This window comes from Niabella sp. ZPM-14 (assembly GCF_055693045.2).
Map to the genome: position 1 here is coordinate 1,754,637 of NZ_CM181148.1, position 12,422 is coordinate 1,767,058.

Annotated in this window: 10 protein-coding genes; 5 read left to right on the forward strand and 5 right to left on the reverse strand. The window is 44.8% G+C overall.

Annotated features, from left to right (window positions below; genetic code table 11):
* Window positions 1–32 precede the first annotated feature (32 nt).
* Both ACU37H_RS07445 and ACU37H_RS07450 read right to left on the reverse strand, forming a co-directional pair.
* The gene (locus ACU37H_RS07445) at window positions 33–1,040 is read right to left on the reverse strand and encodes an AAA family ATPase (RefSeq protein WP_472702160.1); all 1,008 of its coding nucleotides are present in this window, start codon (window positions 1,038–1,040) and stop codon (window positions 33–35) included.
* An 86-nt stretch (window positions 1,041–1,126) separates the two neighbouring features.
* Window positions 1,127–2,827 (reverse strand): NAD+ synthase, encoded by a 1,701-nt coding sequence (locus ACU37H_RS07450; RefSeq protein ID WP_472702159.1) that lies wholly within the window; start codon window positions 2,825–2,827, stop codon window positions 1,127–1,129.
* Window positions 2,828–2,929: 102 nt separating this feature from the next.
* Between ACU37H_RS07450 and ACU37H_RS07455 the strand changes: the two genes are divergently transcribed.
* The 3 genes from ACU37H_RS07455 to ACU37H_RS07465 all read left to right on the forward strand — a co-directional run bounded on the left by ACU37H_RS07455 (window position 2,930) and on the right by ACU37H_RS07465 (window position 6,158).
* On the forward strand, window positions 2,930–3,067 hold the full coding sequence (locus ACU37H_RS07455; protein ID WP_472702158.1) for a hypothetical protein: 138 nt from the start codon (window positions 2,930–2,932) through the stop codon (window positions 3,065–3,067).
* Between the two features lie 159 nt (window positions 3,068–3,226).
* Window positions 3,227–4,246: a tetratricopeptide repeat protein gene (locus ACU37H_RS07460; RefSeq protein WP_472702157.1), complete on the forward strand. Its 1,020-nt coding sequence runs from the start codon at window positions 3,227–3,229 to the stop codon at window positions 4,244–4,246.
* Window positions 4,247–4,373: 127 nt separating this feature from the next.
* Window positions 4,374–6,158 (forward strand): AMP-dependent synthetase/ligase, encoded by a 1,785-nt coding sequence (locus ACU37H_RS07465; RefSeq protein ID WP_472702156.1) that lies wholly within the window; start codon window positions 4,374–4,376, stop codon window positions 6,156–6,158.
* A 32-nt stretch (window positions 6,159–6,190) separates the two neighbouring features.
* Here ACU37H_RS07465 and ACU37H_RS07470 read toward each other — a convergent pair whose 3' ends face one another.
* Window positions 6,191–6,400 (reverse strand): hypothetical protein, encoded by a 210-nt coding sequence (locus ACU37H_RS07470; protein ID WP_472702155.1) that lies wholly within the window; start codon window positions 6,398–6,400, stop codon window positions 6,191–6,193.
* 266 nt (window positions 6,401–6,666) lie between these two features.
* Between ACU37H_RS07470 and ACU37H_RS07475 the strand changes: the two genes are divergently transcribed.
* Both ACU37H_RS07475 and ACU37H_RS07480 read left to right on the forward strand, forming a co-directional pair.
* A complete protein-coding gene (locus ACU37H_RS07475; protein WP_472702154.1) occupies window positions 6,667–7,392 on the forward strand; it encodes an outer membrane beta-barrel protein in 726 nt (241 codons plus the stop codon).
* Between the two features lie 140 nt (window positions 7,393–7,532).
* A complete protein-coding gene (locus ACU37H_RS07480) occupies window positions 7,533–9,185 on the forward strand; it encodes a S41 family peptidase (RefSeq protein WP_472702153.1) in 1,653 nt (550 codons plus the stop codon).
* 119 nt (window positions 9,186–9,304) lie between these two features.
* Here the strand turns inward: ACU37H_RS07480 and ACU37H_RS07485 are convergent, their stop codons facing one another.
* On the reverse strand, window positions 9,305–9,811 hold the full coding sequence (locus ACU37H_RS07485; RefSeq protein ID WP_472702152.1) for a hypothetical protein: 507 nt from the start codon (window positions 9,809–9,811) through the stop codon (window positions 9,305–9,307).
* A gap of 71 nt (window positions 9,812–9,882) precedes the next feature.
* Window positions 9,883–12,330: an outer membrane beta-barrel protein gene (locus ACU37H_RS07490; protein ID WP_472702151.1), complete on the reverse strand. Its 2,448-nt coding sequence runs from the start codon at window positions 12,328–12,330 to the stop codon at window positions 9,883–9,885.
* Between the last annotated feature and the right edge of the window lie 92 nt (window positions 12,331–12,422).

Genomic DNA, 12,422 nt, shown 5'->3' on the forward strand with positions numbered 1-12,422 from the left:
CCAACTATCGTCTGTCAACTTTTTACCCTCCCCTACGGCACATTAATTTTAGCTAAGATCTCATCGATCACATTTTCCACATCGATGTTCTCTGCCTCAGCTTCGTAAGTCAGCCCGATCCGGTGTCTTAATACATCGTGGGCAATACTCCTGATATCCTCAGGCATTACAAAGCCTCGCTTGTTAAGAAAAGCCCTTGCTTTACCGGCCAATGCCAGGTTGATGCTTCCGCGCGGAGAAGCGCCATAGGCGATCAGCGGCTCCAGTTTCTTCAACTCATAGCGCCCCGGATAGCGCGTAGCAAAAACGATATCTAATATATATTGCTCCACTCTTTCATCTAAGTAAATATCCCGCACCAGGTCTCTTGCGCGAAGTATCGCATCGACATTGACCACCGGGCGAATCGCAGGCATTTTAACGGATTGCACATTCGATCTCAGGATCATCTGTTCCTCCTGCATTTCCGGGTATCGAACGATCACCTTCATGATGAAACGATCGACCTGGGCTTCCGGCAAAGCATAAGTACCCTCCTGCTCCAGCGGATTCTGCGTGGCCAGCACGAGAAAGGGTTCTTCTAATTTATAAGTCGTATCGCCTATCGTTACCTGACGTTCCTGCATGGCTTCTAACAAAGCCGACTGCACTTTCGCAGGCGCCCGGTTGATCTCGTCGGCCAGGATGAAGTTGGCGAAAATCGGCCCTTTGCGCACCACAAAATCATTTTGCTGCTGGTTATACATCAACGTTCCGATCACGTCGGCAGGCAGCAGGTCGGGTGTAAACTGGATCCTGCTGAAATTGGCTTGTATAGCCGTTGCCAGCGACTTAATCGTAAGCGTTTTCGCCAGTCCAGGCACCCCTTCAAGCAACACATGCCCGTTGCTCAACAGACCGATCAGCAAACGATCGAGCATATGCGCCTGCCCCACGATGAGGTGGCCGACTTCCTCTTTGAGCTGATCGACGAAATGGCTTACAGCCGCGATCTTCTCGTTGAGTACCTTGATATCTTCTGCTGTCTTTATGGAGTTCATTTTTTGTTGATTCATTGTTTCAGGTTCCTGATGACTGGTATTCGATTACAGACACTTGCGAACCAATTGCCGCCAGGTTCGCCTCATCAGCTCAAATATTTTGCCACAATAGGAATTCTCCTTCCCACTCCGAAAGCCTTGTAGCTAACCCTGATGATGGGACAGAACTGGTTTCGCTTGTATTCATTCAGATTAACCATCCGCAGGATCCTGTTCACCAGCTTTTCATCAAACCCCTGGGCGATCAGCGCCCGCGGGCCTTGCCGCTCTTCGATGTATTTGAAGAGGATCGTATCCAGCTCATCATATTCCGGCAAACTGTCGCTGTCTTTCTGGTCTGGCCTCAGCTCCGCCGACGGCGCTTTGGTAATAATATTTTCAGGAATAATTTCTCCGTTCCGGTTGATATATCGCGCCAAAGCATACACTTGTGTCTTGTACACATCACCTAAAACACCCAGTCCGCCGGCCATGTCGCCATACAAAGTGCCGTAGCCTGTTGCCAGTTCGCTTTTATTGGAAGTGTTCAAAAGAATATAACCAAATTTATTGGCAATGGCCATTAAAAGGTTGCCCCGGGTACGGCTTTGTATATTTTCTTCCGCTACGCTGAACGGCAGATCGCCGAAAACAGGCTTCAGCTCTGTCATGAATGACTCGTAAATATTTTTGATCGCAATAATATCGTAAGGGTTGCCAAGGTTCTTACTGAGCTGCTCTGCATCGCTTACGGAGTGAGAGGTCGAATACTGGGAAGGCATCAATATCGCACGCACATTTTCTTTACCGAGCGCTTCTACAGCCAGCGCAATCGTAACAGCGCTGTCAATCCCGCCGCTGGAGCCGAGGATAGCCTTGGTGAAGCCCATCTTCGTGAAGTAGTCTTTAATGCCCAGCGTCAGCGCGGCATGTATCTCTTCAATGCTTTTATCGTCTGAAAGATATTCGAGCACGTTCTTGTCCGCGCCCACTTCCGATGCCGCGTAATATACTTTGACGTCCTGCGAACCGGCGGGTTGTTGATTAACCAGGTCTTTCAGATCGAAAATGCCGAAATCTTCTTCGAAATATTTCAGCTCCCCTACTTTGTTACCGGCGTTATCATACACCAGGCTGCCGCCGTCAAAAACAATCTCCGTTTGCGAACCTACCGTGTTGCAATACAGCATGGGCAAATTGTATTTTACGGTATGCGCTTTTACAATACTGTTGCGCACTATATCCTGCGCGTAGTTGTAAGGCGATGCCGACAAGTTGATCATCACATCTGGGTGTTCTTTGATCAGCTCTTCCATCGGCGTGGTACGGTACAACGGATTGCTGCCCATGTTCCAGATATCCTCGCAGATGGTCACCGCCAATTTCTTGCCTTTAAACTCAAGCACATTCCATTGATAGGCCGGCTCAAAGTAGCGACCTTCATCAAACACGTCATAGGTTGGCAGTAAAGTCTTATACACCTGTCCTTGTATTGCTTTATTGTAAAGCAGGAATCCGGCATTGAAAAGGTCTTTCCCTTTAGGATCGGCATTGCGCGCGGGCGCCCCGACCAGCACGCCGATGGTGTCTGCATGTTCGCTGATAGCATCAATGGCCTGATAAGATTTATTGATAAAATCATCAAACTCCAGGAAGTCGCGCGGCGGATAACCACATACACACAACTCTGAAAACACTACCAGTTCTGCGCCCTGTTGTTTGGCCTGGCCAATTGCCTGAATGATCTTTTCGACGTTCGATTCAAAATTTCCGATATGATAATTTTGCTGTGCTAATGCTATTTTCACCAGTAGATCTTTTTTATTTTTAGAAGTTGAACCTGGCCGTTATCGGATGGACAACGAGCCCACCATCCTCATCTGAATGACCCTCTTTATGAAAGCTTCCTGATGCAATATCGAACATACCTCCCGGTCCTGAAGCGCTGCGGCTGGCAACGGAAGTACCTGTCCAATGGTCATGTAGAGCGTGGCACTACAAATGTAACCTTCCGTCATTATAAATACAGCACCGATAAAATGTTTTAACATTCAAATATTTACAAGGTTTGACTTTTTTAAAATTGAATGCCGTTTAAAATAAATTTTTACCCGCTGCCACCCTTTAACTTACTTTTGCATCTCAGATAGCAAAGCCAGGACTTTTCGGCTTGCTTTTTGCAATTTTTGGTATCAAAATTTGATTTAATGAAAAAAATATTTGTAACTGGCTTATTTTTATCTACTTGCTTTAGCTTGTTCGCTCAGAACAGTATATCTGCAGAGCGTCAACGCGCACGGAACTTTATGCAGGCGGGAGATCTGGATAATGCCGTTCTGGTACTTACCAAGGCTAATGAATCAGATAAAAGCAATATAGACATTCAGAAAGACCTGGCTTTGGCCTATTACTATCAAAAGAATTACGCAAAGGCTCTGGAAACCGTTAAACCGGTTATTGCCAGTCCTGATTGCGACCCGGCCGCTTATCAGTTAGCCGGCAACATTTATAAAGCGCAGGAAAACTTTAAAGAAGCGGAAAGAAATTATAAAGACGGATTGAAAGATTTTCCCAACAGCGGTCCGCTCTATAATGATTATGGTGAACTGCTCGAGATCATGAAAAATCCTACCGGCGCGATTCAGCACTGGGAAAAAGGAATCCAGGTAGCGCCTTCTTACGGCGGTAACTATTATAACGCGGCTGTTTACTACTACAAACAACAGGATGATAAAGTGTGGGCGATCATTTACGGAGAGATCTACGCCAACATGGAAAGCCTGAATCCAAAGGCAAACAGCATCAAAAAGATGGTATTGGACGCTTACAAACAAAAATTATTTATTTCTAATAATCTGAAAGCCGACGCAGCCAATCAGAAGAATCCATTTGCAAAAGCAGTGATGGAAACATTTGCCAAACAATCGGGTATTTCTGCTCAAGGCATTACACCAGAGAGCCTGGCGATGATCCGTACGCGCTTCATCCTTGACTGGAACGCATCCTACGCAAAGCAGTATCCTTTCCGGTTGTTTGACTATCACCAGCAATTGATGAAGGATGGCTTGTTTGATTCTTATAACCAATGGATGTTTGGCCCGGTTGACAATCAGCCTGCCTTCGAAAAATGGGTACAGGCACACAAAGAAGAATACGATAAATTTACCGCTTTTCATACCTCCAGGGTGTTTAAAATGCCTTCAGGACAAGCGTATTCTCTGAAATAAATGATGATCTGGCAAAAAGTTATAGACCACCTGAACGATCAGGTGGTTTTTTCATGCTTAGCTAAAGCTTTCTGATCGAACTATTTAAGTTTTTTCTTAACTTGTCTATTATTAAACGATTCACTATATGGTTTATCCGGACTACCGATTGTTTGATGCTGTGGCACACCAGTTGACTGCATTTCCCAAAGAGGATATGTTGAACGCGAAAGTAAAGGGTGCCTGGAAGGCTTACTCCACCGGCGAGGTGGCTGACCTGGTAGATCGCCTTTCGGCAGGGCTACTGGCGAAGGGTGTGAGCGGGCACGATCTGACACCCGAAGGAAGTGATAAAATCGCGATCATCAGCAACAACCGGCCGGAGTGGATCATGGCCGATCTGGCCGTTCAGCAGATCGGCGCCATCCTGGTGCCGATGTATCCCACAACCAGCGCCACAGAACTGGAATATATCCTGCGCGAGTCCGAAGCGAAATACATATTCGTCAGCAGCGACGACCTGGTTGAAAAAATCCAGTCTTTAAAAAGCGATTTCCTGCAAGGCATCTTCACCTTTGACGAAGTGAGCGGCGCGACGCACTATTCATCGCTGCTGGATCTGGCCACACCCGAACTGCTGGAGCAGGTACAATCTATTAAAAAGCGAATTCCCAATTCGCACCTGGCTACGATCATCTACACGAGCGGCACTACCGGCACGCCTAAGGGTGTTATGTTAAGTCATAGCAATATCGTCAGCAACGTATTTTTTTCTAAAGCAAGTTTCCCTTTTCCGGATCAGCCACAAACAAAGGTGCTGAGCTTCTTACCGCTGAACCATATCTTCGAAAAAATGGTAAGCTACATTTATCTTTTTAGTGGCATCTCCATTTTCTATGCCGAGAGCCTCGAAACCATCGGCGACAACCTGAAGGAAATTCATCCTGATGGCTTCACTACTGTGCCGAGGTTGCTGGAGAAAGTGTATGAAAAGATCATGGCAAAGGGCAACGAGTTGACAGGCATAAAAAAGGCCCTGTTCTTCTGGAGCGTGGGTATCGGTATGAAATACGACAACCGGAAACCACTCAAAGGATTGTATAAGCTTCAATTGAACCTGGCGCGAAAACTCGTTTTCAGCAAGTGGCGGGAAGCATTGGGCGGCAGGATCAGCTTTATCATCACGGGAGGTGCCGCTGCCTCTGAAAAATTGTTAAGGATCTTCAATGCGGCGGGCATCCCTATTTACGAGGGGTATGGCCCGACGGAAAACAGTCCTGTAATTTGCGTGAACCGAAAACAAAATAATGAAACGTACCTGGGCACAGTGGGCCCGCCCATTGATGGCATCGAAGTGAAACTGGCTGATGACGGCGAGATCCTGGTACGCGGCGCAAGTGTCATGCAGGGATATTATAAACATCCGGAGCTGACCGAAGAAGTGATCCAGGACGGGTGGTTACACACCGGCGATATCGGCACACTGATTGAAAACAGGTTTTATAAGATCACGGATCGCAAAAAAGAGCTGTTTAAAACAAGCGGTGGTAAATATGTTGCTCCCCAACCTATCGAAAATAAAATGAAGGAAAGCAAATTTATCGAGCAGATCATCGTGCTGGGAAATGAAAGAAAATTTGTAAGCGCTTTGGTGGTTCCTTCTTTTAACGCTGTCCGCGATTGGATGAGGGAAAATAATATTGCAGACCTGACGAACGAAGAGATCATCAATAGCCAGGAAATCCATGACCTGTTCCGGTCAGTGATCGATCATCACAACGTGAATTTTAATCATGTCGAGCAGATCAAAAAGTTTGTGCTGATTGAACACGAATGGAGCGTGGAAGGCGGAGAAATGACACCTAAACTCAGTCTGAAGCGTAAGGTCATTATGGAAAAATATAAAGAGGTGATTGAAGGGATATATGCATAGCCCTTCAGCTATGCTTATATCTCTTGTGGCTCTTACATGTTTTCGTCATGCTTTTTAATAGCGTCTTTCTTACTCTCGTTGCTTTCCATCACTTTGCTTCCTTTCTGCATCAGCGAAGAAACAGGCCCCTCCATCTCCTCCTGCGGATCAGTCTTACCTAAGGTTTCAGGATCCGGCTTTACAGGCGCATCCTGATGTTCCTTTTGATTGTCTTGTTCTTTCTTTACATTTTCGTTATCCATTTTAAATAGTTTTTGATGGTGATTTAATAGCGCCTCAGCTGCAGGTATAAACCGTGCGTCTCAATCAGTTGAACACATCAACCCACTGCATTATTCATAGAGCGATTTCGGCTTATAGGTACAATTATCATACCTAACGATGCACAAATCTCCCAATGTAATCATCGACTTAAGGAAACAAGTTAAGAAAATTAAAAATATATTTTATTTTTAATAACAAATTTTGTAGATTGCATTTACTTTTAAACCTATAAAATCTCCCTACCATGAAAAAGTACCTCTATTACTTCGCTGGCATTTTTTTATTCTCTAACGTAATCGTCGCCAAAGCTCAGCAACATAAAATAAAAGTAGGGCTTGACTTGGGCTACACTTATAGTCTAAGACATGCGAATCTCTCCAATTATATAAATTCCCGTTACGTTCCCGGCTACGGTATAGGAGGCAACCTGTCGGGCGAGTATTTATTGGGAAACGCTATTTTCGTGTCTTCCGGGGTTTCGCTGTTGCAAAAGAATTACAAATATGAAAAGAGCCTCACCTACCACGATGCGCCTAAGTGGTATACCCGACATATCAATACCTACCTTCATGTGCCTTTGTCATTTGGAGGATACCTGATCAATAATCCATTGGAGGAAAAGGGTATATGGCTCAAGCTATCCGGAGGACTTTTTGGGGAATACTGGCTGAGTATGAAAAGAGAAGGTCAGTATCCATCTCTGTTGGAGCAAAAGCCTGAAGGTGCCCTGGATTACAACAAGGTGACCGAGCAATATAATTTTAGCAAAAATGAGAACCGGCTGCGGAGATTCGGCTATGGCGTGCAAGGCGGCGGACAGCTTGGCTACGCGCTTAACAATATCGACATATACGCGGCGTACAATTATCAATATGGCCTTTCTGACATTACGAAAGTAGGGACAGATCAAAATAAAAAAATGACGACCCGGGCTTATATAATTTCGCTAGGTGTCGGCTATAAGTTATAAAGCTACCAGCTTTAACTTCGGCAACCAATGCCTCAACAGCCATGTCACCCCAAAATGACCACCAAAACTTTTATAAAAAGCACCCCTGCGTCACCATCTATCGAAGCAGCCAGGTGACCAAATCAGTAAAACATCAACACATGAAAAATCTTCTTTACAAAAAGATAGCAGCGTTTCTTTTTTTACCCATCATATTTATCGCTTGCGTCAAAGACAAACAAGTCACCATTACGGAACCAACCTTATATACAAAAAACGATGTAAAATCCTACGCTGATCTTTTTAAAATATTCTGGAAGGTAATGGACCAGCAGTATGCATCTTTTTCAGAAGAATACCTTAAAGACGGTAAAGACTGGGATATGATCTATGACGAGTATTACCCAAGGTTTGCTGCTTTAAAAACCTGGGGAAAGGAACCCGGCGTTACGCAAGACAGCATAAACAATAACACCACACGGGCGAGAGGATATTTTACAGATATCATAGATCCATTGGTTGATGGACATTTTTATGTAAAAATCGCAATGCCCTATAATAATAAGATAGAGGTGTATAATTTTTATGCCGGCATGAAGAGCGATGACCCCATCAGTAACCCCCTTGTCAACACCTACATGAAAAATCGGTTGACCGGAGACACCATTGACAGCCGCCAGGCGTTAGGAGGATTTCTATCATCCGATCCGGAAATATACTATCTTAAAATAAATCGGTTTTTTCTCTATCAGAATTATTCATTGTCGCTTAAAGATCAATACCTCATCCCTGAAAAAGCATACCTCAACTCTATACTAACAACAAAAGATATTGACAACAACGCTGATCTGAAAGCAATAAAAGACGCTGATATCAGGACCCGAACGGGAAACTTTGCCAAACATGTGCTGAGTCAATGGAACGCCTTTTTCCAGCATGAAAAAGTGAAAATTTTCAATGAATATGTTAACCAATTTCATAAAAACGAAGTCATATCCGAAGAATTCAAAAACCTGGCACAAGAGTTATTGGACTCGCTAGCACAACTGCCATCGTACTCTGAATTTACGACTTACAGGCCGATATACCATGAACAAAACGGCCCATTTATAGGGTGGTTGATAAGAAGTATGATCACTCATGTACGAGACGCATATGCTCTTCCTGAATTTCAAAAGGCTGCGGATGAAATTGTGAATAGAGGCAACTTTTACAAGCAATTTCTTAATCCATTGCGTAAAGGACATATAAAGAAAATCATTGTAGACCTGCGTGCCAACGGCGGCGGAAACGCTCTGGATATACCTTTTTTTATCAATCGTTTAGTAACGAAGCGCACCATTTTCGGCTATCAGCGACTTAAGGAAGGTAACGGTCGGTTTGATTATACGCCGTGGATCCCTCAATATACAGATGTACACCCGTTCGGTGTTCCGTCGAAAATTCCTGTTGCGGTCTTAACAGATGTTGGAAGTGCCAGTACATCAGAAATAGCAACAACGGTTTTAAAAAGTCAGGGAGAACACGTGGTCTCGGTTGGAGATTACAGCAGTGGCGCTACAGCTGCTTTGACCGACCACAAGCTGTTCAATGCCGGCCTTGTCGAAAAAATAGCGGGTGGATTCCTGGAATTCACTATACCAGTAATGGCCTTTAAAGATCAAAATGGACAAGTCATTGAGGGAGTGGGAATCAAACCTGATATCTATGTAGCTCCGTTGTCAAAAGAGGAGTGGACCTCCTTGCTTTTTGAGCCTGAGAACTTTGTGGACCGAACACTTAATGCAGCAGTAGAGCACCTCTCCCGATACTAAACTTTAACGACAACCTGGTACCCCGGTACTAAAGTAAAATAAGCAAGAAGCCGAGAGGCAATAAAGAGGTCTTGCTTTTTCAAACGCAGCGGTATTTTTACCGCTGTCTTATTATGTAGTTATCTTTCAATAGTAATGAATACATCGCCTACCTGCGTGCCCGAGGCCATATTGCTTTTATTGATAATGACTGTATAGTTTCCTTTTTGTTTTATATCGAAAGTCAACTGCTGGCCAAAAGGCCCGTCGCTACTGCCGTCGGGTAACAGGATCTGGCTGATGCGGATGTTAGCATCAGGCCTGCTGTGTGCCAGGCTGATCCTCAACATACCCACGTCCAGGTCGGTCAAGAGAATATGGACGGACTGCATATCGGAAGTGATGGTTCGCTGCAATTTCGTAACAGGAAGCGTTTCAGCCGGCACAGGCACCTGTATCACCGTTTCGGCCGGGAGAACCGCAGCGGCCGTATCCATTTCTGTAATGCTATCCACCAGTATACTGTTATCGGCTGCAGCATCGTCAACAGCGGGTGCGGCTACATCTTCAGAGCGATTCACCTTAGTAGCGTTGTTGCAGGATGCCAGGGTGAGACCAGCAAGGGCGAAGAATAGAAAAGCTTTCATACCTTTTATCAAGCAAAAAAGTTGCCAACAATAGCTGACAACTTTTTGATTAAACCAACAAAACTAAGCTTTTACTGACCCGGATTTCCACCAGAGTTTTGCGCACGTTTGCTTTCACTTTCGAGACCCGTCTTGCGCTGGCGTGCTGCCTTCACCTGGTTGCTTCCAAAACGATAGTTGAAATTGATCTTGAACATCCGGCTTTCCCAGGCGGCGTTGATGCGACTATAGGCGCCGGCGTAATCATTTATACCTCTGAAACGCATGGTTTTGAAAATATCATCCACACTGGCTTTTAAAGTACCTTTCCCCTTCAACACATTGGTCTGAAGGCCTGCGCTCACAAAACCCATCGCCTTTCCCCGGAAAGTCCCCTCCCATATAAATGGTGTCAGGTACAAACCGGTTAGCTCTGCTGTCACATCCTTATTCAACTTGAATGTATTTTGCACGTAGAACTGTCCGTTAACCACATCCTGGTTGATCTTCCTGTTGTTTCCAAAATCGGCTTTATAGTATGTGTAGTTTCCGGTAAGGCTGGTGAAGAAGCTATACCATTTATAACTGAACGGATACGTCACATTAAGACTTACCACATCCTGGGTTGCCAGGTTGCGGGGCGTCTGGTATTGAACCGAACCTTCCGGCTCCAGGATCCTTGCAAACATGTCACTGACGTGGCTGTACGTAAGGCTGGTGTTTAGTTTATACTTATAGGTATGTGTGACACCAAAACTGTTGGTGTATTGAGGGCGCAGGTTCGTATTACCTTTTGAATAGGTATAGTCGTTCAACTTGAATTCAAAAGGATTCATATTCTGATAATCCGGACGATCTATCCGACGGCTGTAAGTGATGTTAAATACACTCATCGGATTTTTATTGAAGGTAATAGCGGCACTGGGGAAAAAATCTATATAGCTTCTTTTGATGGCCGAATCATAAGGAATATACTGGCCGTTCGAAAGCTGTTCCCCGGTCGATAATCCTTTGGAGTTGGTTTGTTCCGCCCTCACGCCCAATTGAACAGCAATGCCTTTGTATTGCCGGTTAAAATTCACATACAGCGCATTAACATTCTCTGTATATTGAAAACGGTTGCTCCTGTCGCGGTCAAAGCTTTCATTGTTGGAAGCATCTACATTATACTGTGCAAAATCGTTATCCGTGTCCACATACCCGACCTTTCCTCCGTATCCTAATTTGCCTTTCATGAAAGGTTGCTCATAATCTACTTTGAAAGAATAGATGTCGATATCGCTTGGCGCCACCATGCGATACACATTCCTGAACAATTCGGTAGTACCCGAACCGTCATAATAAATATTTGGGATCAGCTGGTTATTCCGGATGTTGTAATAACCATAATCCGCATCCACGTTCAACTCGCGGCCGCTGGTATCCGCATACCGGTAGTTCAGGTTATAATTAAAATTTTTGTTGCTTTGACTGATATCAGAATTGGCTTTTAAAATGCGATCCACTACTCCGGTTGACTGTGGCGCAATGGTCATTTCGCCGTTATTGTTTTCAACCAGGTCAGACAGGCTACCGTTTACCAACACACCCAAAGTACTTTTATCGCTAATGAAATAATCAACCCCGGCCTTGAAATTGTGGGATTTCATATCTGTTACCTGGTTGGCAAACTGGTCGAAAATACTGTCCGCCTGCTCCCTGTAAAGCCCGAGGTTATTATATCTCAAACCCTGGTTATAATTATAGTTACCAAAAATATTAACCTTGCTCATCCGGTAGTTCAGGTTCACTCCCCCATTGTACTTCCCGTATTTGGCCACATTGTAACCGGCGTTGACAGAGCCATTCAAACCGTAGGCTTTATTTTTCTTCAGACGGATATTAATGATCCCGGCATTGCCTTCCGCTTCATATTTGGCGGAAGGATTCGTGATCAGTTCGATGGCTTCGACACTCGAAGACTGCATCGACTTCAGGTAATTAGCCAGATCCGAACCACGCAAGGGGGACGGTTTTCCATCTATATAAACACGCACGCCATTTTTACCTGCCATGCTCAGGTTGTCATCTTTATCCACCAATACACCCGGAGAACGGCGCAACAGCTCGAGTGCATCATTTCCGGTAGCATTGATCGTCCCTTCTACATTTACTACCATTTTATCAGAACGCACTTCAATCAGTGGCTTCCTCGCGGTTACCACCACTGCAGAAAGTTCGGTGGACACCTTACTCATGATCAGGTCGGCCACCTGCTTTTGATCGCCGGCGTATTCAAAAATGTCAGAATAGGTTTTGTTATACCCTACCGCGGTTGCCATAAGCAGGTAAGTGCCTGAAGGGATCGCTTCAAAAACATAATGCCCCTCTTTGTCTGTTGCGTTTAATTTTACAATCGAAGAATCAGTTCCGTTCAGCAAGGTTACGGTCGCCGCATTCAGCCCCGCACCTTCCGCATCTTTAACACCACCTTCAATGGTCTGTGCCGATAAACTATTGTGAAATAATGAAAGCCCCAAAGCCCAAACTAAGAATCGCATATTATTGATTTAGAATTATAATGCGCAAACCTATCTGGAATTAGCGAGTTGGAAAAGCTTTTGCCGATGAATGGTCAAAAAACTACGGCGAA

Coding starts and splice junctions, on each gene's coding strand:
- ACU37H_RS07465 (WP_472702156.1), top strand. CDS start 4,374: ATGGTTTATCCGGACTACCGATTGTTTGATGCTGTGGCACACCAGTTG.
- ACU37H_RS07445 (WP_472702160.1), bottom strand. CDS start 1,040: ATGAACTCCATAAAGACAGCAGAAGATATCAAGGTACTCAACGAGAAG.
- ACU37H_RS07470 (WP_472702155.1), bottom strand. CDS start 6,400: ATGGATAACGAAAATGTAAAGAAAGAACAAGACAATCAAAAGGAACAT.
- ACU37H_RS07475 (WP_472702154.1), top strand. CDS start 6,667: ATGAAAAAGTACCTCTATTACTTCGCTGGCATTTTTTTATTCTCTAAC.
- ACU37H_RS07455 (WP_472702158.1), top strand. CDS start 2,930: ATGCAATATCGAACATACCTCCCGGTCCTGAAGCGCTGCGGCTGGCAA.
- ACU37H_RS07485 (WP_472702152.1), bottom strand. CDS start 9,811: ATGAAAGCTTTTCTATTCTTCGCCCTTGCTGGTCTCACCCTGGCATCC.
- ACU37H_RS07490 (WP_472702151.1), bottom strand. CDS start 12,330: ATGCGATTCTTAGTTTGGGCTTTGGGGCTTTCATTATTTCACAATAGT.
- ACU37H_RS07460 (WP_472702157.1), top strand. CDS start 3,227: ATGAAAAAAATATTTGTAACTGGCTTATTTTTATCTACTTGCTTTAGC.
- ACU37H_RS07480 (WP_472702153.1), top strand. CDS start 7,533: ATGAAAAATCTTCTTTACAAAAAGATAGCAGCGTTTCTTTTTTTACCC.